25 protein-coding genes are annotated in these 21,440 nt (G+C 37.9%); 22 read left to right on the forward strand and 3 right to left on the reverse strand.

Annotated elements, in window-relative coordinates; translation table 11 throughout:
- Window positions 1-37: 37 nt before the first annotated feature.
- From HMPREF9707_RS07715 to ald, 21 genes are all read left to right on the forward strand, one after another.
- Window positions 38-304 (forward strand): phosphocarrier protein HPr, encoded by a 267-nt coding sequence (locus HMPREF9707_RS07715; RefSeq protein WP_006702139.1) that lies wholly within the window; start codon window positions 38-40, stop codon window positions 302-304.
- A 129-nt stretch (window positions 305-433) separates the two neighbouring features.
- The gene (locus HMPREF9707_RS07720) at window positions 434-1,630 is read left to right on the forward strand and encodes a glycosyltransferase family 4 protein (RefSeq protein ID WP_006702140.1); all 1,197 of its coding nucleotides are present in this window, start codon (window positions 434-436) and stop codon (window positions 1,628-1,630) included.
- A gap of 99 nt (window positions 1,631-1,729) precedes the next feature.
- Complete coding sequence (locus tag HMPREF9707_RS07725) at window positions 1,730-1,960, forward strand: YkuJ family protein (RefSeq protein WP_006702141.1); 231 nt, start codon at window positions 1,730-1,732, stop codon at window positions 1,958-1,960.
- Window positions 1,961-2,082: 122 nt separating this feature from the next.
- A complete protein-coding gene (locus HMPREF9707_RS07730) occupies window positions 2,083-2,607 on the forward strand; it encodes a YqeG family HAD IIIA-type phosphatase (protein WP_006702142.1) in 525 nt (174 codons plus the stop codon).
- A complete protein-coding gene (gene yqeH / locus HMPREF9707_RS07735) occupies window positions 2,600-3,709 on the forward strand; it encodes a ribosome biogenesis GTPase YqeH (RefSeq protein ID WP_006702143.1) in 1,110 nt (369 codons plus the stop codon). The genes HMPREF9707_RS07730 and yqeH overlap by 8 nt, the downstream gene beginning before the upstream one ends.
- Window positions 3,710-3,719: 10 nt before the next feature.
- Window positions 3,720-4,028 (forward strand): ribosome assembly RNA-binding protein YhbY, encoded by a 309-nt coding sequence (gene yhbY / locus HMPREF9707_RS07740; RefSeq protein WP_006702144.1) that lies wholly within the window; start codon window positions 3,720-3,722, stop codon window positions 4,026-4,028.
- Between the two features lie 13 nt (window positions 4,029-4,041).
- Complete coding sequence (locus HMPREF9707_RS07745; RefSeq protein WP_006702145.1) at window positions 4,042-4,722, forward strand: nicotinate-nucleotide adenylyltransferase; 681 nt, start codon at window positions 4,042-4,044, stop codon at window positions 4,720-4,722.
- A 9-nt stretch (window positions 4,723-4,731) separates the two neighbouring features.
- Window positions 4,732-5,328, forward strand: a complete 597-nt coding sequence (yqeK, locus tag HMPREF9707_RS07750) for a bis(5'-nucleosyl)-tetraphosphatase (symmetrical) YqeK (protein WP_006702146.1) — start codon at window positions 4,732-4,734, stop codon at window positions 5,326-5,328.
- A gap of 32 nt (window positions 5,329-5,360) precedes the next feature.
- Window positions 5,361-5,687, forward strand: a complete 327-nt coding sequence (gene rsfS, locus HMPREF9707_RS07755) for a ribosome silencing factor (RefSeq protein ID WP_269556271.1) — start codon at window positions 5,361-5,363, stop codon at window positions 5,685-5,687.
- Window positions 5,688-5,689: 2 nt separating this feature from the next.
- Window positions 5,690-6,454, forward strand: coding sequence for a class I SAM-dependent DNA methyltransferase (locus tag HMPREF9707_RS08605; protein ID WP_006702148.1), 765 nt, complete (start codon window positions 5,690-5,692; stop codon window positions 6,452-6,454).
- Window positions 6,455-6,465: 11 nt separating this feature from the next.
- A complete protein-coding gene (locus HMPREF9707_RS07765; RefSeq protein ID WP_006702149.1) occupies window positions 6,466-7,614 on the forward strand; it encodes a nucleotidyltransferase family protein in 1,149 nt (382 codons plus the stop codon).
- A gap of 90 nt (window positions 7,615-7,704) precedes the next feature.
- Entirely contained in the window at window positions 7,705-8,259 is a 555-nt protein-coding gene (locus HMPREF9707_RS07770) for a YceD family protein (protein ID WP_006702150.1), read from the forward strand.
- A gap of 19 nt (window positions 8,260-8,278) precedes the next feature.
- Window positions 8,279-8,446, forward strand: coding sequence for a 50S ribosomal protein L32 (gene rpmF, locus HMPREF9707_RS07775; protein ID WP_006702151.1), 168 nt, complete (start codon window positions 8,279-8,281; stop codon window positions 8,444-8,446).
- A gap of 117 nt (window positions 8,447-8,563) precedes the next feature.
- On the forward strand, window positions 8,564-9,169 hold the full coding sequence (clpP, locus tag HMPREF9707_RS07780) for an ATP-dependent Clp endopeptidase proteolytic subunit ClpP (protein ID WP_006702152.1): 606 nt from the start codon (window positions 8,564-8,566) through the stop codon (window positions 9,167-9,169).
- Window positions 9,170-9,405: 236 nt separating this feature from the next.
- Entirely contained in the window at window positions 9,406-10,446 is a 1,041-nt protein-coding gene (locus HMPREF9707_RS07785; protein ID WP_006702153.1) for a sugar-binding transcriptional regulator, read from the forward strand.
- Window positions 10,447-10,473: 27 nt separating this feature from the next.
- Window positions 10,474-11,481: a type I glyceraldehyde-3-phosphate dehydrogenase gene (gene gap / locus HMPREF9707_RS07790; RefSeq protein ID WP_006702154.1), complete on the forward strand. Its 1,008-nt coding sequence runs from the start codon at window positions 10,474-10,476 to the stop codon at window positions 11,479-11,481.
- A gap of 98 nt (window positions 11,482-11,579) precedes the next feature.
- Complete coding sequence (locus tag HMPREF9707_RS07795; RefSeq protein WP_006702155.1) at window positions 11,580-12,770, forward strand: phosphoglycerate kinase; 1,191 nt, start codon at window positions 11,580-11,582, stop codon at window positions 12,768-12,770.
- A gap of 15 nt (window positions 12,771-12,785) precedes the next feature.
- Window positions 12,786-13,544: a triose-phosphate isomerase gene (gene tpiA / locus HMPREF9707_RS07800; protein ID WP_006702156.1), complete on the forward strand. Its 759-nt coding sequence runs from the start codon at window positions 12,786-12,788 to the stop codon at window positions 13,542-13,544.
- Window positions 13,544-15,079: a 2,3-bisphosphoglycerate-independent phosphoglycerate mutase gene (gene gpmI, locus HMPREF9707_RS07805; RefSeq protein WP_006702157.1), complete on the forward strand. Its 1,536-nt coding sequence runs from the start codon at window positions 13,544-13,546 to the stop codon at window positions 15,077-15,079. Before tpiA ends, gpmI begins: the two co-directional genes overlap by 1 nt.
- A gap of 30 nt (window positions 15,080-15,109) precedes the next feature.
- Window positions 15,110-16,405, forward strand: coding sequence for a phosphopyruvate hydratase (gene eno / locus HMPREF9707_RS07810; RefSeq protein ID WP_006702158.1), 1,296 nt, complete (start codon window positions 15,110-15,112; stop codon window positions 16,403-16,405).
- A gap of 77 nt (window positions 16,406-16,482) precedes the next feature.
- Complete coding sequence (gene ald / locus HMPREF9707_RS07815) at window positions 16,483-17,604, forward strand: alanine dehydrogenase (RefSeq protein WP_006702159.1); 1,122 nt, start codon at window positions 16,483-16,485, stop codon at window positions 17,602-17,604.
- A gap of 44 nt (window positions 17,605-17,648) precedes the next feature.
- Here the strand turns inward: ald and HMPREF9707_RS07820 are convergent, their stop codons facing one another.
- The 3 genes from HMPREF9707_RS07820 to HMPREF9707_RS07830 are packed head-to-tail and all read right to left on the reverse strand — an operon-like array spanning window position 17,649 to window position 20,950.
- Window positions 17,649-18,644, reverse strand: coding sequence for a hypothetical protein (locus tag HMPREF9707_RS07820; protein ID WP_006702160.1), 996 nt, complete (start codon window positions 18,642-18,644; stop codon window positions 17,649-17,651).
- A 17-nt stretch (window positions 18,645-18,661) separates the two neighbouring features.
- Window positions 18,662-20,131 carry a DUF1538 domain-containing protein gene (locus tag HMPREF9707_RS07825; protein ID WP_006702161.1) on the reverse strand — a complete coding sequence of 490 codons (1,470 nt, stop codon included), beginning with the start codon at window positions 20,129-20,131 and terminating at the stop codon, window positions 18,662-18,664.
- Between the two features lie 33 nt (window positions 20,132-20,164).
- Window positions 20,165-20,950, reverse strand: coding sequence for a M15 family metallopeptidase (locus HMPREF9707_RS07830; protein ID WP_006702162.1), 786 nt, complete (start codon window positions 20,948-20,950; stop codon window positions 20,165-20,167).
- A gap of 199 nt (window positions 20,951-21,149) precedes the next feature.
- Between HMPREF9707_RS07830 and secG the strand changes: the two genes are divergently transcribed.
- Window positions 21,150-21,380, forward strand: coding sequence for a preprotein translocase subunit SecG (secG, locus tag HMPREF9707_RS07835; RefSeq protein WP_006702163.1), 231 nt, complete (start codon window positions 21,150-21,152; stop codon window positions 21,378-21,380).
- Window positions 21,381-21,440 lie beyond the last annotated feature (60 nt).

The raw sequence follows: 21,440 nt of genomic DNA on the forward strand, positions 1-21,440 counted from the left end.
ATCGAAATAAAATAATGAGTAATTTTGGAGGAATCATATGGAGAAGAAAGAATTTACAATTATTGCTGAGACTGGGATTCATGCACGTCCTGCAACATTATTAGTTCAGGCTGCAAGTCGTTTTGCTTCAGAAATTAACCTTGAATACAAAGGCAAATCTGTTAATTTGAAATCAATTATGGGAGTCATGTCACTTGGTGTAGGACAAGGTGCTGAAGTTACGATTACGACCGAAGGTGAAGACGAAGTTGAAGCAATGGAAAGCATTGTAGAAACAATGAAGAACGAAGGTTTATCAGAATAATTTAAAACAATTTTTTCTAGCCATGCGACTTATATCGCATGGCTATTTTTAATATTGGAAAGCTGTTTTTATTGTGCTGCTTGCTGTGTTATAATAAAGCATATTATACGATGAGTCTGGAGGGATTATGTGCGAATTGGGATGTTTACAGATACATATTTTCCGCAAGTTAGCGGTGTATCGACTTCCATTGAGTTACTGAAGGATCAGTTGATTCAATTAGGGCATGAAGTTGTTATTTTTACAACAACCGATCCGAATGCACAAGAAACTCCTGGAATTGTTCGTTTACCGAGTATTCCATTTGCAAGTTTTGAAGATCGACGAATTGCGTATCGAGGATTTGATGATTGTCTAGCGATTGCGAAAGAATATAACTTAGATATTATCCATACTCATACAGAGTTTAGTTTAGGTTTGGCAGGTAAGTATGTTGCAAGTAAAATGAATATTCCTACGGTGCATACTTACCATACGATGTATGAGAATTATACGCATTATATATGGAATGGCATGTTGATCAAAAGACAACATGTAAAATGGTATTCAAAGCTATTTTGTAGTCAAACGCAAGGCGTCATTGCGCCAAGTCGGATGACTTATCAAACTTTGCTCGATTATGGCGTCAAAGTTCCGATTCAAATAATTCCAACGGGAGTTAAACTACCAAAATTTGATCCGAATATTCGTCATGAACTTCGACAACAAATGGGCTTGAGAGAGGATGACTTAGTGCTCCTCTCGTTGAGCCGTATTTCCAAGGAGAAGTCGATTGATGAAATTATTGAGGCATTTCCTAAAATTAAACAATCCTATTCAAATGCCCATTTGCTCATTGTCGGAGATGGCCCACAGCGCGCTTCGCTTGAAGCACTTGTACGTGGTTACGGATTAGAAGATGTGTATTTTATTGGTGAAATTGATCACAAAGAGGTATTTCGCTATTATCAGATGGCTGACATTTATGTTAATGCGAGTGAATCTGAATCACAAGGGTTAACTTATTTAGAAGCTTTAGCGAATCGATTGCCAATGATAGCGAAGCACAACGAGTATCTCGACATGTTAGTTAGCAAACCTAGCTATGGGAGACTCTATACTGCATCAGATCAACTAGCTAATACCGTGATTGCTTTCCTCAATCATCGAGGGCATGGTATGATTCAAGAAATCAATCAAGAGGATTTAAAACAAATTTCGGTTGAGCTTTTTGCAGATCGTATATTAGCTTGCTATGAAGAGGCGCTACAAGGAAATTCAAAAGGGACGACAACGTTTTTTAAATATATTGCAGGCGCAGCTCGCAATCTCTTTAGCTTTCGATAAATAGAATAAACGTTACTATTGCATTTATTTCTAACTTTGTTAACATAATTTAGATGTTGTACATAACAGAAGTTTTGAAGTGATGAAAGGAATAAAAATATGAAACCATCAGTACTCACAGGAATTATCCAACGACTAGAAGCTATGATCAAATCGCAACACGAAGAGAATGAAGTGCGTCGATTTGAAGTGGATGGAATCGAAAAGTGCCAAGTAACTTATCATAATGATAACGATACTTTTACGCTTTACGATAGCTTGAATAAAACTGAATATCAATTCGACAATCTAGATTTAGTAGCGATTGAAATTTATGAGCTTCTAAACTAATTTAGACTCCCGGAAAATGGTAAATAAGTGGACGTGCTTATTTACTATCATCTGGGAATTTTTTATTTGTGTTAAAAATGGTACAATAGGAGTAATTTATAAGATAGTAGGAGTAGACATTGATGAGAAGATTAATTACGCCAACATGGCATGTGAATTCGCTATATTCTTTAACAGCGAGTGATTTATCAAATCACCAAATTGAAGGAGTGATATGTGATTTAGACAATACTTTGATTGACTGGAATGAAGTTGATGCCACTGAGCGAATGATAAATTGGATTCATCAATTAGAAGGAGCTGGAATCCAGGTCTACTTGTTGAGTAATAATACGAATGAACGGCTTGAACAGGCAATTGGAGAGCATCAGTTCAGCTATCATGCAAATGCGATTAAACCACTCCCTCATGGGTATCACCGAGTTCTAAAAGAGATGAAAATTGATAAAGAAAAAGTCGTCGCGATTGGAGACCAAGTCATGACGGATATTATTGGTGCAAACCTTCAAGGAATACGCAGTATTTTAGTGAAGCCAACGGCGCCCAATGACAATATTTATACTTGGTTGAATCGACGGATTGAACGATTGGCTTTAAAATGGGTTGGAATTGAGCGAAATACAGATTGGGGGGATCAACTTGACTAATGAAGTATACCAATGCATTGGTTGTGGCGCGACAATACAAACTGAAGACCCTGAAGGGTTAGGTTATTTACCTGCCTCAGCATTAGCCAAAGGATTGGTCCAAGAATCTTTCTACTGCCAACGTTGTTATCGCTTGAGACACTATAATGAGCTAATTGATTTAGCATTAGACGAAGATCTATTTCTTCAACGATTATCAAGTATTGCTTCAGACGATGCTTTTGTGATATTAGTAGTTGATGTTTTTGACGTTGAAGGAAGTATTATAAGTGGGATTCAACGCTTGATTGGCGAGCAGCCATTTGCGGTTGCTGTAAATAAGTTTGATTTATTGCCTAAAGTAACGCGCCAGAGCAAAGTTAAAGAATGGGTTCGCCAAATTATGAATTCAAACCATCTGTATCCTGAGTCTGTTATTATTACAAATGGTATGAAGCGTTCTGGCATTGAAGCATTAGTTGAACTGATTGAACAATATATCCATTCTAAAAATATTTATATTGTAGGAATTACAAATGTTGGTAAATCAACACTAATTAATCAACTAATACAGCACTACGGCGGTGAACGTGAGATTATTACCACCTCAAATCATCCTGGAACAACACTTGATATGATTCAGATTCCTTTGACTGATGAGCATAGCCTCATTGATACACCGGGTATTATTAAGAAGTCACAATATGCGCATTATCTATCCCGTGATGAATTGAAGGAAGTTTTGCCAAGCAAACCGCTTAAACCTAAAACATATCAGCTGAAAAGTGAACAGACTTTATTTTTAGGGGGATTAGCTAGAATCGATGTTAAAACACAAGCAGACAAAGCGGCAGTTACTTTGTATGTAAATTCATCCCTATACATTCACCGTACAAAAACAGAAAAAGCTAGCGATTTTTACGAAAAGCATCTCGGAGAGTTGTTAAATCCTCCACATCAAAAAGAGGATTTTCCAGAGCTGAAAGCTCAGTCCTATCGTTTATCAGGGAAGGAAGACTTAAATATATCAGGTTTAGGATGGATAACATCTAATGCTCCGGTTAATTTAACAGTTTGGGTACCAAGAGGTATTGCTGTCACTAAGCGACCATCAATTATTTAAGGAGGTAACAATGAATAAAAAACAATTGAAGTTTTTAAGAAGTGAATCACACCAAATTAAACCGCTTTTTCAATTAGGGAAGAACGGTCTGACGGAAGAATTCATTCATCAAATTGATTTAGCATTAGAAAAACGTGAGTTGATAAAGTTTCATATTTTACAAAATTCAGATGAGGAATTAAAGGATGTTACTTCGGAGATTGCGAATCAATTGGGAGCAGAAATTATTCAAGTTATCGGAAGTACAGCGATTCTCTATCGTCCTGCCAGACAAACAAAAAATCAAAAGTTGAGTTTGCGTGTTAACGCACTAAGATAACGAGGAGACGAGTATGAAAAAGGAGTCAACGCTTTACGAAGTAAATGTTGATATCGAAGATTTTTTGCGACCGGTCTACTTGTCGAATACTCAGCTTGAAACTTCTGAATTTCGTCCTAAACGAATTGGTATTTTAGGTGGAACCTTTAACCCTCCGCACTTGGGGCACTTAATGATGGCAGAGCAAGCAGGAACTCAACTTGAGTTAGATCAAGTATGGCTGATGCCAACAGCGAAGCCACCACATGCTCCAGGAAAGCAAACGATTGCGGCATCACACCGTTTAGAGATGGTACGATTGGCGATTCAATCAAATCCTTTATTAGAGGTACAGCCATATGAGGTTCATCGTGGAGGTAAAAATTACACGGTGGATACGATGGAATATTTTAAAGAGGCCTACCCAGATTATGAGTTTTATTTTATTATGGGAAGCGATAGTGCTAACGACTTACCATTATGGCGTAATGTGGATCGGTTAGTTGAATTGGTTCAATTTGTTGGCATCCGCCGGCCAGGACAGCCCGCTTATACGGGGAAATATCCCATTATATGGATCGATTCTCCAATGATTGATTTGAGCTCAACCGAAGTGCGTTTGAGAGTGTTTCTTGAACAGTCGATACGTTATCAAGTGCCAAATGAAGTGATGGACTATATATATAAACATCAATTGTATTGTGATCAAGCATAGGAGGGTATAATGAGAGCGTGGGATACCTTTATTTCTATTTCACGAGATGAATTGATTGATTTGTTAAAAGACCAATTGTCAGCTCAACGCTTTGAACATGTATTAAGTGTCGAAAGCACAGCGCTCAACTTAGCTAAACAAATCGGTTTCGAAGAATATAATCAGGTGAGTATCTGTGCTTTATTACATGATCTATGTAAAGAAATGCCAGAACAGGAAATGTATCAATTAGCAATTCAATACCAACCGGCGCTAGCAGATTACGATGGAAATGGTGCCATTTGGCATGGAGCGGCTGCTGCTCAATATGCTAAAAACCATCTTGGCGTTAAAGATCAAGAGATTTTGCAGGCCGTCTCGGACCATACAATTGGGTCTGTTGAAATGTCATGTTTAAGTCAGCTGCTATTTGTAGCAGATTATATTGAACCGGGAAGAACATTTGAAGAGGCAAAAAAGGCTAGGGAAGTAGCGAATCATTCATTAAAAATGGCTACCCGTCAAATTATGCAACAGACGCTACTTCATCTTGTTAAGTTAGAAAAAAATGTTTATCCTCCAAGTGTTGTAATCTACAATCATTGGATGGAAGAAAGGAATGACTAAAAATCGAAGAAACAATAAACAAAATTAAATTAATCGTACAACATGCACATGACCGCTTGGCGCAAGAAATTACGGTACTTGATGTGCGTGAGTTAACACCTGTAACAGATTACTTTATTATTATGCACGGTCGGAATGGACGACAAGTTAAAGCGATTGTTGATGAGATTGTCGAATGTGTTCATCAAGCGGGTTATGAATTGTTGAGTGTTGAAGGGAAACAAGATGGGCAATGGACGTTGATTGACTTAAATGACGTCGTCGTGCATGTTTTCTTAAATACTGAGCGAGAATTATATGGTTTAGAACGAATTTGGATAGATGCTCCTGAACTAAATATTGAAGAATGGATTGATTAACCATGGGCTTTTCAAAATTAGCCCAAGTATACTCACGTTTTAATGATGAATCAGCTTACTTTGACTGGATTACTTTTGTCGAGCAGTCTTTGGATAAACGTCCACATACACTTCTTGATTTAGCTTGTGGCACAGGCGTTTTAACGGAAATGATGGGGGCATTAGCGGATGAAATTATTGGGATTGATTTGAGTCCCGAAATGATCTTCCAAGCTCAGGAGACATTGGTTCACCCCTACTCTAATGTGTCCTTTAGAGTAGCGGATATGACGCAATCGAGTGCTTATCAATGGGTAGAGGGATACGATGTCATTACTTGTTTCTTAGATTCCCTTTGTTTTTTAGAGGATGAGACGCAGTTGAACCAAACTTTTCATCAAGTCTATCAACATTTAAATGAGGGAGGACAATTTTTGTTTGATGTTTGGACACCGTATCATATCCGCTATGGTTTCAATGGCTTTGAATATTTTGACTATGATGAATCTACCGCACTACATTGGGAGAGTTATCCAACAGAAGCCCTAGAAGAAATTGAAGTGGAACATGATTTAACACTTTTTATCCAAAAGAACGGTAATCTATATGAACGAACGAATATCACGCTCGTCGAGCGGAGTCACCCGTTAGAAGCATTTATGCATCATCTTAAAGAAGCTGGCTTTACACCGGATAATATTCAAGTGTATGTAAATCATGGACGAGAAATATATGATCCAAGTCGACATCACGAGACACCCCGTTGGTTTTTCCGTTGTTATAAATAATGAGGTATGCCATGAAAAAAGTGGGAATTCTTGCAGAGTATAATCCATTTCACCGAGGTCATCAGTATCAATTACAAGTCATTCGCCAACAATTCCCAGAAGCTACAATTATTGTGGCAATGTCAGGAAATCAATCACAGCGTGGAGAATTTACATTGATGGACAAATGGACTCGAAGTCGATATGCGATTGAAGCTGGAGCTGATATCGTCGTGGAGTTGCCAGTCATCGCTTCGCTCCAATCTGCTGATTATTTTGCGGATTGGGGAATGCGAATTTTATCAGGCATGGGAATCGATACTTTAGCATTTGGGGTAGAAACCTTGGATCTTAATTCTTTAATTAAGATTGTTGAAGAGATTGAGACCAATCAATCAATGATTGATTCGACGCTACAGAAGGAAATGAGATCAGGCGTCAGCTATCCGGAAGCTTATTCGAGAAGTATTGAAGCTCATCTTGGAGAAGTGGCGGCTGAACATTTAAATGCCCCTAACCATATGTTAGCAGTACGTTATATTCAATCAATGAAACGATGGAATCCAGACGTAAAATTTATGGCAATCCCTCGAAGTCTAACAACGTTTGATGGGAAAACGATTCTGTCTGGAACGCAAATTCGTAAACACTATTTAACAACAGAAGAATTAATCGCAGTTCCCTATTCAATTCAAGTTGATCAAGGGGTGGTGCTAGAGGATTATTATCCTTACTTGAAATATCGGATTATGAGTGATCAACCAAGTGGTTTGGAACAAATATTCGATGTGAAGAACGGTTTAGGTCAGTATATATATGAAACAAATCAAAAAGCGAATTCTTACGATGAATTAGTAGAATTGTTAACAAGTCGGCGATTTACACGATCGTCAATCCAGCGTAAATTGTTACGGATTATGTTGAATTTTACTGATGAGAAATGGCAGCAATCGATTGAACTCCAACAAGAGATGCCAACAGTGCGTCTATTAGGAATTTCATCACGAGGTAGGGTACATCTTCGAATGGAATCATTGAAAACAACCATTTTTACGCGGTTAAATCGTGAAGTTAATCCTTATTATCAACTAAATTTAACACTAGATCAAATCTATCAAAATAATATGAAGCGCATGATTAATGAACAAAATATCGATAAAATTCCATTTTTAGGTAAATAGACAGGAATTAAATCGAAAAAACTTACTCTGTATCTTGACTTTAAAGCTTGAATTCCATATAATAAAGCTTGTTGCTTTAGAGGTGATATTATGAAGTACACAATTCGTGAAATAAGAAATAGTTCCGAAGCGATTGTTGAAGTGGATCAAATTATTTCGATCCAAGATGAGTTAATCGACCGTCAAATTAATCTCGAAATTCAAAAAGAACCACGCTTAAAAGGATATTTTACCTATGACGATCACGAAGTTGCTTTGCATGGGCAAATTGATGTTACATTAATTCTCCCATCAAGTCTATCTTTGAAACCTGTCGTGTATGACTTAACGATTCCAGTGAGTGAACGGTATGTTGAAGCTCAGTATGACGGGAATATTGAAGACTATGCAGAAACAACGGTTGTGATTACAGATGATACAATTGATTTAGTTGATTTAGTTACGGATTTAATATTGATTAATATACCTACCAAAGTCTATGGTCCAGACGAAGATGAAGCACATCTTCCCCATGGAAAAGATTGGGAAGTTATAACAGAGGCCAACTATATTGAGCAGCAAAGTGAACGTCGCCTACAATCTGAGGATTCGCCGTTTGCCGCTTTGCAACAATTATTAAATGACCAAGAAAGAAGCGATTCTTAAATTGTAGGAGGTGGATAAAATGGCAGTACCTAAGCGTAAAACTTCAAAAGCTAGCAAGAGAAAACGTCGTACACACTTTAAACTTCAAGTTCCAGGGATGAACGTTTGTCCTGAATGTGGTGAATTAAAAATGAGTCACCGTGTATGCGCGAATTGTGGCTACTATGACGGTAAAGAAGTAATTTAATGTAATTTCACGGCTAAGTCGAAAGATTTAGTCGTTTTATTTTTAAAACAAAAAATTTGTCTTTCTTTGACCATTAAGGTAAAATAATAATTGTTGACAAAGATAGGAGGTTTTTATATGAATTTAATTCCAACAGTAATCGAACAAACTTCACGGGGAGAACGTGCGTATGATATTTATTCACGCTTATTAAAAGACCGTATTATTATGTTAAGCGGAGGAATTGATGATCAATTAGCAAACTCCGTTATCGCTCAATTATTATTTTTAGATGCCCAAGATCCTGAGAAAGATATCTATTTATATATAAATTCACCTGGGGGTAGTGTAACAGCTGGTATGGCTATTTATGACACAATGCGCTTTATTAATGCCGATGTACAAACGATTGTAATTGGTATGGCAGCATCAATGGCCTCAGTATTGCTTGCAGCAGGGGAAAAAGGCAAGCGTTGGGCATTACCAAACTCTGAAGTGATGATTCACCAACCACTCGGTGGTGCTCAAGGTCAAGCAACAGAAATTGAAATTGCAGCTCGCCATATTTTAAAAACGAAAGAACGTTTAAATCAAATTTTAAGTGACTTGACAGGTCAACCTTTAGAAGTAATCGAACAAGATACTGACCGTGATAATTTTAAAGATGCGGATGAAGCGCTTGAGTACGGTCTAATAGATGGTATTATGAAAAATAGTAAAGAATTGAATAAATCAAAGAAATAAATAATAGACTCCTTTGATTCCAAAATTGAATGAAAGGAGTCTTTTTTGTACACATTCACTCATTGGACAGTTAATGTCCACTATATTATAAAACGATTCACCTTTTCACTTGTCTTTAATCAGAATCAATGGTACTATGTTACTGTAACCGTGAGAAATAAATGTTTATGGCTATGTTAATTTGTGATTACGCATTGGACTTAATTTGACCAACTATTTATAGGGAGTGAAGGTCGATGAATTATTATAAAGAAATTCAAGCACTTGCTCCAGAGATTGCCTCATTAGTTGATATGCGTTTAAGTATATTGCAAGTGATTGATCGAGAACAGCTTATTGGACGTAAATCTTTAGCTCAAAAAATTAATTTGAGCGAGCGTGTGACGCGTTCTCAAGTCGAAGTTTTACGAAATCAACACCTAGTTAATGTTAGCCCGTCGGGTATTGAACTTACCGATGAAGGACGAAGGATTTACCAAATACTAAATCCTTTACTAAGTATTACATACAATTCTCAATGTTATCAGCTACAAGAACAACTTAAAGCTAAACTCGGAATTGCTCATTGTGTCGTTGTTCCGGGAGATGCTGGAGAAAATCCGGCGATATTTGATGAGCTGGGGAAAGCTGTTGTCCAAGTACTTGGAGATTATTTGCCAGTAGGTGATAATACAATTGCTGTAACAGGTGGCACAACTTTGTCGAAAGTAGCTCATCAGTTTGATCTATCTTTAGCTAAAAATCGTCAGTTAACATTTGTTCCTTCACGAGGAGGGTTAGGTCAAGAAATTGACATTCAATCGAACTCAGTTGGAAATGTGATGGCACAGCGGACTTCGGGAAGTTATATTCCACTATTTATTCCTGAAAATATCACGCTTGAAACATCAAAGATATTAATGAACGATGAAGAAGTTGCTTCAATTGTCGCTAAAAGTAAAAATGCAGATTGTTTGATTCTCAGTGTCGGAACAGCTAAAGTTATGGCTGAGAGAAGAAAAATTAATTCCGATAAGCTAAATCAAATTAATGATTATCATGCGGTTGGTGAAGCGTTTGGTGCCTTCTACAATCGCCAAGGAGAAATTGTCGCTAGTTACCCTCGAATAGGCCTAAAGTTTAAAGATTTAGAGCAAATTCCTTTAGTGATTACCGTCGTAGCTGGTGAAGAAAAAGCTGACGCAGTGGAGGGATTCTTCCATTTGGCACCACGTCACAGTTGGTTAATTTGTGACGAAGCGATTGCATTAAAGATTTTAAACGGGGAAACCCTTTGAAATAAATATCCTTAAGGAGGAAATGGAATGACAGTAAAATTAGCAATTAATGGTTTTGGACGTATTGGACGTTTAGCATTAAGACGTATTTATGAGGTAGGTGCAGATGTTGAGATTGTTGCAATCAACGACTTAACTGATAACGATAACTTAGCTTATCTTTTAAAATATGATACAGCACTTGGACGTTTACCTTACGACGTTGAAGTAAAAGGTGATTCAATTGTTGTTGACGGTCATGAAATTAAAGCATTTGAAGAAAAAGATGCAAGTAAATTACCTTGGGGTGAATTAGGAGTAGATATTGTCCTTGAATGTACAGGTCACTACAACTCAAAAGAAAAAGCACAAGCACATATTGATGCTGGGGCAAAACGTGTATTAATTTCAGCACCCGCAAAAGATAAAGAAACAAAAATGGTTGTATTCGGTGTTAACGAAGACATTCTTGAACCAACGGATACAATTATCTCAGCTGCGTCATGTACAACAAACTCACTTGCACCTGTCGTTAAAGTATTAAACGATAAATTCGGATTGAAAACAGGTAACATGGTGACAGTTCACGCTTATACAGCAACTCAAGCATTACAAGACTCACCAAACGCTAAGAGCGCTCGTTCTGGACGTGCAGGAGCTCAAAACATTATCCCTGCATCAACCGGTGCTGCGAAAGCGATTGGTCGCGTAATTCCAGAAGTTAATGGATTACTTGATGGATCTGCATTACGTGTCCCAACGATTACAGGTTCACACACAATCCTTTACTCATTATTAGGTAAAAATACAACGGTAGAAGAAATTAACGCAGCGATGAAAGAAGCAGAAACAGACTCATTCGCATACAACGAAGATGAAATTGTTTCAGCCGATACCATTGGATACCCAGCAGGAGCAATTTTTGATGCTACTTTAACTTCTATTCAAGAAGCTGAAGATGGATCTCAATTAGTTAAAACAGTATCTTGGTACGATAACGAATCTGGATTTACAGGTAATATGATTCGCTTACTTGAATATTTCGCTAAATTGTAGTCCTTAGAATTTTACAATTCTAGACGTCAAACCAAACGGCGGGGAGGCGTAATGCTTTCCTGCCCTTTTTAGATATTCGCTATATTAGGAGGAATAGAATGGCTAAAAAAACGATTAAAGATTTACAACTCGATGGCAAAACGGTCTTAGTCCGGGTTGATTATAATGTTCCGATGAAAGACGGTCAGATTACAGATGATAACCGAATCGTTGCCTCACTTGAAACATTAAACTACTTATTGAAACATGATTGTAAAATTGTACTATTTTCTCACTTAGGTAAAGTAAAAGAAGAGGCAGATAAAGCCAAAAATAATTTAGCTCCCGTTGCGAAACGCTTAGGCGAGTTATTAAACCAAGAAGTACAGTTTGTTCCAGTTACTCGCGGTGAAGAGCTTGAACAAGCAGTTGCTAATTTACAATCTGGTCAAGTTCTATTGGTTCAAAACACACGTTATGAAGATTTAGATGGTAAGAAAGAATCTAAAAATGATCCAGAACTTGGAAAATATTGGGCATCATTAGGAGATGTATTTATTAATGATGCGTTTGGTACAGCACACCGTGCTCATGCCTCAAACGTTGGTATTGCTTCACATTTACCTAATGGTATTGGCTATTTAGTAGCGAAAGAGGTTAAATATTTAGGTGAAGCCGTTGACCATCCAGTGCGCCCATTTGTAGCCATTTTAGGCGGTGCCAAAGTTGAGGACAAGATTAAAGTCATCGAGTCTTTACTGACTAAAGCAGATAAAGTGATTATTGGTGGAGGGATGGCTTACACTTTCTTGAAAGCTCAAGGAAAAGAAATCGGAAAATCTTTATTAGATGAAACGAGCTTAGATTTTGCTAAAGATATGTTAGCAAAAGCGGGTGATAAGTTAGTCTTACCGGTTGATATTGTGGTAGCAGATGAGTTTTCTAACGATGCTAACCATCAAGTCGTTAGTGCTGACGAAATTCCAGCAGACTGGGAAGGGTTAGATATTGGACCGAAATCGGTTGAATTATTCAAAGATATCCTTTCAGAAGCGAAAACCGTTGTTTGGAATGGACCGATGGGCGTCTTTGAATTTGAACAATTTGCGCATGGTACCAAAGCGATTGCTGAAACATTAGCAAACTTAGATGGAGCTAATACGATTATCGGTGGAGGAGATTCTGCTGCAGCGGTAATTCAAATGGGATTTGAAGATAAATTATCACACATCTCAACGGGTGGCGGAGCTTCATTAACTTATTTAGAAGGTTCTGAATTACCTGGAATTGCTTCGATCGACGACAAATAATAAAGGAGAGATGATATGTCACGCAAACCGATTATTGCCGGAAATTGGAAGATGAATAAATCATTGGAGGAAGCTGTTGAATTTGTTAAAGAAGTTCAAGACAAATTACCGGATGCTTCAGTAGTAGAATCTGTTATCGGAGCCCCTGCATTATTCTTACCAACAATGATTCAAACACGTACGAATGATCAACTAGTGATTGCAGCCCAAAATTGCTATACTGAAGATGCTGGTGCTTTTACGGGTGAAATAAGCCCTAAATTATTAGCAGAAGTGGGTGTTCAATATGTAATCATTGGACATTCTGAACGCCGGGAATATTTTAATGAAAGCAACCAATTTATTAATGAAAAAGCGAAAGCCATTTTCCGAAATGGAATGCTTCCGATTATCTGCTGTGGTGAATCACTTGAACAACGTGAATCGGGTGAGACAGAACCATGGATTAAAGAGCAGATTACTGAAGCGTTGGCTGGACTTAATGCAGATCAGGTCAAACAATTAGTGATTGCGTACGAACCTATTTGGGCAATTGGTACAGGGAAATCTTCTTCTGCGGAACTTGCGAATGAAACTTGTGGTTTTATCCGTTCAGTGGTTGAAGAGTTGTATTCTCAAGACGTTGCCAATGCAGTTCGTATTCAATATGGTGGTTCTGTTAAGCCCGATAATATTGCACAATATTTAGCCGAAGAACATATTGATGGCGCATTAGTGGGTGGAGCAAGTCTAGAACCAACTTCATTCATTCAATTATTGGAGGTGACTTGTTAATGGAACATAAGCCAGTTGCTTTAATTATCTTGGATGGATTTGGATTACGGGATGAAGTTATTGGGAACGCCGTAAAAGCGGCAAATAAGCCGAATTTCGACCGATACTGGAATCAATATCCACATAATCAACTCAAAGCTTGTGGCAATGATGTTGGTTTACCCGAGGGTCAAATGGGGAACTCTGAAGTAGGGCACTTAAATATCGGAGCTGGGCGCATTGTTTATCAATCATTAACGCGGATTGATCGTTCGATTGAAGAAGGAGATTTTTTTGAGCGTGAAGCGCTAGTTGAGGCGATGACCCACGCGAAAGAGAATGATAAAGCATTGCATTTGCTTGGATTATTATCCGATGGGGGAGTGCATTCGCATATCAATCATCTTTATGCATTGCTTAAAATGGCTAAACAATTTGGTCTGGAACGTGTCTACGTTCATGGTTTTCTAGATGGTCGTGACGTGGCACCTGACACTGGATTGAAATTTGTCCAAGAGACTGAAGAGAAGTTCAAAGAGATTGGCGTGGGACAATTTGCTTCAATCTCAGGTCGTTATTATGCAATGGATCGTGATAAGCGTTGGGAACGAGAAGAACTTGCATATCGCGCCATGGTAGATGGCGTTGGCCCATCTTACCAAAGTGCGGCAGCGGGAATCGAAGCTTCTTATCAAAATGAAGTGTTTGATGAATTTGTCGTTCCATTTTATATTTCATCGCAAGGTCAACCGGTAGCAACAATTAATGATGAAGACTCCGTCGTATTCTTTAACTTTAGACCCGACCGTGCGATTCAAATGTCCACAATCTTAACCAATCCTGGATTTGATAAGTTCGACCTAGGAGAACATGCACCTAAAAATATTCAGTTTGTTTCATTTACAGAATATAGTGCAGATGTGTTAGGTTCAATTGTTTTTGAACCGTTAGATTTAAAAAATACGATTGGTGAAGTATTACAAGATGCTGGTAAAACACAGCTTCGTATCGCAGAAACCGAAAAATACCCTCACGTAACTTTCTTTATGAGTGGCGGTCGCCATAAAGAATTTACTGGAGAGAAACGCATTTTAATTCCGTCACCAAAGGTGGCAACGTATGACTTAAAACCAGAAATGTCTGCGTATGAAGTGAAAGATGCTTTAATTAATGCGATTAATCAAGATAATCTTGATGCAATTATATTAAACTTTGCTAATCCAGATATGGTAGGACACAGTGGAATGTTAGAGCCAACGGTTAAAGCGATTGAAGCCGTCGATGAGTGTCTAGGTGAGATTGTTGATCTAATCTTATCAAAAGGTGGTTATGCGATTATTACTGCAGACCATGGTAATTCGGATGAAGTTGTGACCCTTGAGGGCGAGCCAATGACGGCACACACGACGAATCCTGTTCCGGTGATTGTCACAAAAGAGGGAATTGAACTCCGATCTGGAGGACGCTTGGCAGACTTAGCGCCAACACTACTTGATCTACTTGATATTGAAAAACCTGCTGAAATGACGGGTGAATCATTAATTGTTAAAAAATAATTTTAAGAAATTAAAAAGGAGAAAATAACTATGTCATATATTACAGATGTCTATGCTCGTGAAGTTCTAGATTCTCGTGGTAATCCAACAATTGAAGTTGAGGTTTATACTGAAAGTGGTGCTTTTGGTCGTGGAATGGTTCCTTCGGGAGCTTCTACAGGTGAGCATGAAGCCGTTGAGTTACGTGATGGTGATAAGAGCCGTTATTTAGGTAAAGGTGTTACAAAAGCTGTGGATAATGTGAATGAAATTATTGCACCAGCTTTGTTAGGTTTTGATGTTCTTGAACAACAAGCGATTGACCAATTCATGATTGAATTAGATGGTACGCCAAATAAAGGTAAATTAGGCGCTAACGCAATTCTTGGTGTTTCAATTGCCGTAGCACGTGCTGCTGCAGACTACTTAGGAATTCCGTTATATCATTATCTAGGTGGATTTAATACGAAATTATTACCAACACCGATGATGAATATCGTCAATGGTGGTTCTCACTCTGATGCACCGATTGCTTTCCAAGAGTTTATGATTATTCCAACAGGTGCACCTACTTTCTCAGAAGCATTACGTTGGGGTACTGAAGTTTTCCATGCATTAAAAGATATTCTTAAATCTCGTGGATTAGAAACTTCTGTAGGTGATGAAGGTGGATTTGCACCACGCTTTGAAAATACTGAAGATGGTGTTGAAACAATTATAGAAGCTATTAAAAAAGCAGGTCTTAAACCAGGTGAAGATGTCTTCTTAGGTTTCGACTGTGCTGCTTCAGAATTCTTTGAGAATGGTGTTTATGATTATGCTAAATTCGAAGGAGAAGGTGGCGCAAAACGTTCGATTGAAGAACAAGTTGACTACCTTGAAGAATTAGTTAATAAATATCCGATTATCTCAATTGAAGATGGTATGGATGAAAATGATTGGGAAGGTTGGAAGCTATTAACAGATCGCATTGGAGATCGTGTTCAATTAGTAGGTGATGATTTATTTGTAACAAACACTGAAATTCTTGAACGTGGTATTCGTGAAGGAGTAAGTAATTCAATCCTAATTAAAGTTAACCAAATCGGTACATTAACGGAAACATTTGATGCTATCGAAATGGCTAAAAAAGCAGGATTTACGGCTGTAGTATCTCACCGTTCAGGTGAAACTGAAGATTCAACAATCGCTGATATTGCAGTAGCTACGAATGCAGGTCAAATTAAGACAGGTTCATTATCTCGTACTGACCGTATTGCAAAATACAATCAATTATTACGCATCGAAGACCAACTGGGTGATGTTGCGCGTTACGATGGTGAGAAAGTATTTTACAATATTAAGTAATTAAAGAGTGAATAAAAGTTGGAGTTTGGCTTCAGACTCCAACTTTTTGTATCAAAAGGCATATAAGGAGTGATTTTATGATTATTGGAGTTCCTAAAGAACGAAAAACGAGAGAAAATCGAGTTGGATTGACCCCTGATAATGTTCGAGAAATTATAGATTCAGGCCATGAAGTTTGGATAGAGACGAAAGCAGGAACACAATCGCGCTTTGAAGATCAAGATTATGTAAACGCAGGTGCGAAAGTAGTACCAACTGCAGAAGAGGTTTGGCAAGCTGATATGGTGGTTAAAGTTAAAGAGCCTCAGCCATCTGAATACCAATATTTTAGAGAAGGACAAATTCTTTTCTGTTATCTACATTTAGCAAGTGAAAGAGAGCTTGCGGAAGCGTTGGTAGAGAAAAAGGTGACGGGGATTGCTTATGAAACCATGACACGTAATGGCCGGAAAACCCCATTACTGATGCCGATGAGTGAAGTAGCAGGTCGGATGGCTGTTCAAACAGCAGCTCATCTACTCGAACAGTCACAAGGTGGTCGAGGTATTCTACTCGGAGGTATCCCAGGTGTAGGTAAAGCGAATGTTACCATTATTGGTGGCGGGGTCGTTGGCGAGAATGCGGCTAAAATTGCGCAAGGTATGGGTGCATCAGTTACCATTATTGATATTAATCCAAATCGATTAGCGGAGCTTGAAAATACGTTGGGTCAAGGATTGCACACGCTAATGAGTAATGAACAAAATATCCATGATGCAGTGATTCAATCGGATGTTGTCATTGGATCGGTTCTAATTCCAGGTCGAGAAGCGCCAGTCCTTGTTAAAGAAGAGACTGTGAAGCAAATGAAACCAGGTGCAGTTATGATTGATATCGCAGTCGATCAAGGCGGAAACTTTGAGACTACAACGCATTCAACAACCTTTGAAGATCCAACTTACATTGTTCATGATGTCGTTCATTATGCGGTTGCGAACGTCCCTGGAGCCGTTCCAAGAACGTCTACTATCGGATTAACAAACGTTAGTTTACCATACGTAAAATGGATTGCAAGCGCAGGACTCATTGAAGCAGTCAAACAAGACATTATGGTTGAAACAGGAATTAATACTTATCAAGGTCATATTACGCATTATGAAGTTGCAACGTCACTTGATATGCATCATGAACCTTTAAGCAACTTAATTCCAGCTAAATAATATGCACGCAAAAAGCCAGACGGAGTCTGGCTTTTTTAGATGGTTTAATTACTTTGGTAAAGACCTTTTGCGCCTAAGATTGGCATGGTGAAGTACACACCTTGGTGAGGAGCCATCATTATAGGGTGATCTAGTAAGTGGCGATATGCTTCGTTGATTTTATCCGTCTTATCGATTGTAAAGATGATTTCTTTCCGAGGTGACATAGGAATTGAGAAATATTGTTCAATAATTTCGGAACTCAACGTACCAAAAGCACTAATACTAGTTCCGCCATTCATATTCAATTCTCTCATGATATCAACATAAGTTTCTTTCAAATCATCATTGACAATTGAGAATAAGGCAGAAAACTCTGCATTTGAAGGCTCAATTTTTAGTGGGTCCGCAGCTTGACTAAAGGCGTCGACTGCCATGGATAATAATTTTAGCCCTTTGGTTTTCTCAATTTGATATCGATTTTCTAAGTGATCGAATACATCTTTTATATGTTCTTTTGATACAACACTTAGCATCGTCTCTCTTTGAGGAGCAACCTTGATGCCTAGGAAAGATTTCTTTTCGCTAATAAATTCACCACGACCTGTGAAAAAAGTAGCGCCAGTTAGGCCAGACTCACGAATATTATTCATCATTTCTTTATGCATTCCATGTTTAAATGACAACCAAATTAATTGTTGCAAATGGTCTAATTTACTGAAATCATTTTCTGAGTAGTCATAAAAACGAGAAATTGCATTCTTAACTTCCATGTAGAACATAATTCCATGATTTGGCAAATGCATTTGATAGCATTGAGCAAGTTTCTCAATAGCTGGTAGCATAATACTTTCACGGTCAAATAATACTACGACATCTTTCTTTTGTGAGCGAATGGATAATAAATTTAAAATTTCTGAATTGATTAACCCACTTCCAGGACTGATGAATCCACCTCTTAAATCATATTCAATCGCATGATTTACAAAAGGTAAACCTTTCCCATCTTCTAAGATAGCGATCGCTAATATTAGTGGGTCATGTTTCATTGGATTAGGCATGTTTAAAAAGTTCCTTTCTAATCTTCTAGGCGCTTCGTCGCCATGTGGTAGATAAATCCTAAAATTTCGATAAATAGAATGGGTGTCATTGCAACGACAGCAATCATTCCAAAGCCATCCACGATAACATCGGCATGGGGGTTGCTAAGCGCGATTCCTTGTACAAAGGCAAAGATAAAGGTTCCCGTCATCGGACCACTTGCGACACCACCGGAGTCAAAAGCTAAGCCGACAAATAATTTTGGAATCACCCATGATAATGCAATCGAAATTAAAAATCCAGGCAGTAAAATATGCCATAATCGTAGACCCGGAATCATAATCCGAACGATGGTTAAGGCAATTGCTAATCCTACGCCGAGACAGATAGTAATCAGCACCATTTTTTTACTGATTGTCCCACCTGTAATTTCTTCGACTTGATCAATTAGAACATAAATAGCAGGTTCTGCTAAGATAGCTAAAATACCAAGAATAAACCCAATAGCAATAGGCCAAAATGCGGAATAGTTGTCGTAAAGGTCTGCGCCTAAAGTTTGAGTCACGGGCATAAATCCAGAAGAAACACCAGTTAGAAACATGGTGAGACCGATTAAGATGTAAACTAAACCAACATTAATATCTTGGATTGTTTGTCTAGATTGTCGTTCAATAAAAAAGTTAAATAATATGAAAATTATTAATACAGGTAAAATTCCAAGGATGACTTCAAACAAACTACGTGAGGTATCTTGAAGTATAATTTGGAAAATTCCATCCGAGGCGACTTCTTGCACAACTTCAAATTCACCTTGAGTCAAATCTGCATCAAAAAATAATCCCATCACCATCATTGCAACGATTGGACCGACTGAAGCAATCCCAACCATCCCGAAGTTAAATTGATCGTCATCACCTGAACCGAGCGCTGCCATACCGGCACTCATTGCAAGAATAAAAGGAACCGTGATGGCACCTGTTGTTGCACCACTCGAATCAAAAGCAAATGTAAAGAATGCTTCTTCAGCAATAAAACTTAGTAAAAAGACGATGCCGTAACATATCGTCATTACGAGGGCTATATCCCAACGAAATGCAATCCGTAACATCCCAATACTTAGGAAAAATCCGACCCCCAATGATACTACGATCACAACGAGTGTTCCGTTGAGTAGACCATTTGACATTTGATCGATTTGACTTCCTAGGATGGTTAAAGCAGGTTCAGCTACTGAAACGGTAAAACCAATAATGGCTCCACCTGCTAAAAGCAAGGCTAGGTTATTTTTCTTTGTAATCCCTTGACCTAATATTTGTCCCATTTTATTAATTGAGACATCGACACCTAATAGGAAAACAGCGAGTCCTACAAGAACTAGAACAGCTCCTGTAAAGAATAATACTAATTCATGATTTGAGAGTGGGACAAAAAAGAAATGCAAAATCAAAACAATGATAGACAGCGGGATGACTGCCGTAGATACTTCTTTAAGTTTACTTAATAACATTCGCTTCCTCCCTTTAAAAAATAGATTTTTATTTTACGGTTCAGTGGTTGTTGTAGTCATTGCAGTGTTTACTTCATCACGATAAGCAATCCATGCTAAATACTCTTCTAAAACCAAATTATACTTTTCCATATATGCGGCGTGTTCTAAGCCTACATAACGAAAATGCCAAGGTTCAAATTCGATTTGAGTGATTTCTTGCTTGGAGTCAGGGTATCGTAGTACAAAGCCAAACTCCGAGGCATTATCAGCCATCCATATTGCAGAAGCATCATATTGATAATTTTGATGGAGTCCTTGCCCCGTATTTAGCCAATCTGTTGATAATAAATCAACTGCAAGACCGGTCAAATGTTCTGAAGCCTCTGGTAATGCATAGAACAAGTTCACTAAATATAAAGCGTCGGCTTCGCTATATCCTTCTGCTAAATATTCATTTAGCGCGTTTGCTCGGTTATTTTGTTGGTATTCAATGGTACGGAAACCTGATATTACTTTGAGATAATAACCTTGATTTGCGGCTGCAGCAATAAAGTCACTTAAAGGTTGATAGATATCAACACTAAAGTATTTATCACCATCGAATGTTGTCAGCTCAGGTTGGGGTTGTTGTTCGACTTGATTATCGATATTAACGAGTTGCAACAAAGGATTGTCTAAGCTAGCAGACGGCGGCATTGAATTCAACCGTTCTTCAATCTCAGTTGGATTAAGTGCGTCAATCATCGGTTTAATATCCGGTAATTGATAGGTAGCAGCTTGTGCTGTAATGGGTAGTATATGAAGGATAATCAAAAAACTTAATAATATTTTTCGCATCAGGTTGCTCCTTTGCTAAATCTATTGTCTGTAAAAATTCTAATAACTCCATTGTAACGAATTTAAAAAATAAAAGACAGTAAAGGAAGTAAAAAATATCGAAGGAATGTAGTACATTTGAGTTGATGATTGAATTTATCTATTTATTCCATTATAATAGAGAGCGTTGATAACATTTAGATTTAAAGGAGGTAAATGAATGTATAATTTTTTATTAACAGCATTCATTGTTGTATGTGTGCTTTTAATTATTATGGTCGTAATGCAACCCTCTAAAAGCAATGCGGCAAGTATGTTAAGTGGAAGTGACGATGGTCAACCGAAAGCAAAAGCAAGAGGTTTCGAAGCGTTTCTAATTAAAGCTACAACCGTTTTAGGAATTCTATTCTTTGTATTAGCGCTAGCGTTAGCGTATTTATCAGCAAAATAATAGTGATTACGACAATGTCTCTTCGGTGTACATTGTCTTTTTCTTTATTATCGTGGCACA

Source organism: Falseniella ignava CCUG 37419 (assembly GCF_000301055.1).
Lineage (GTDB): Bacteria > Bacillota > Bacilli > Lactobacillales > Aerococcaceae > Falseniella > Falseniella ignava.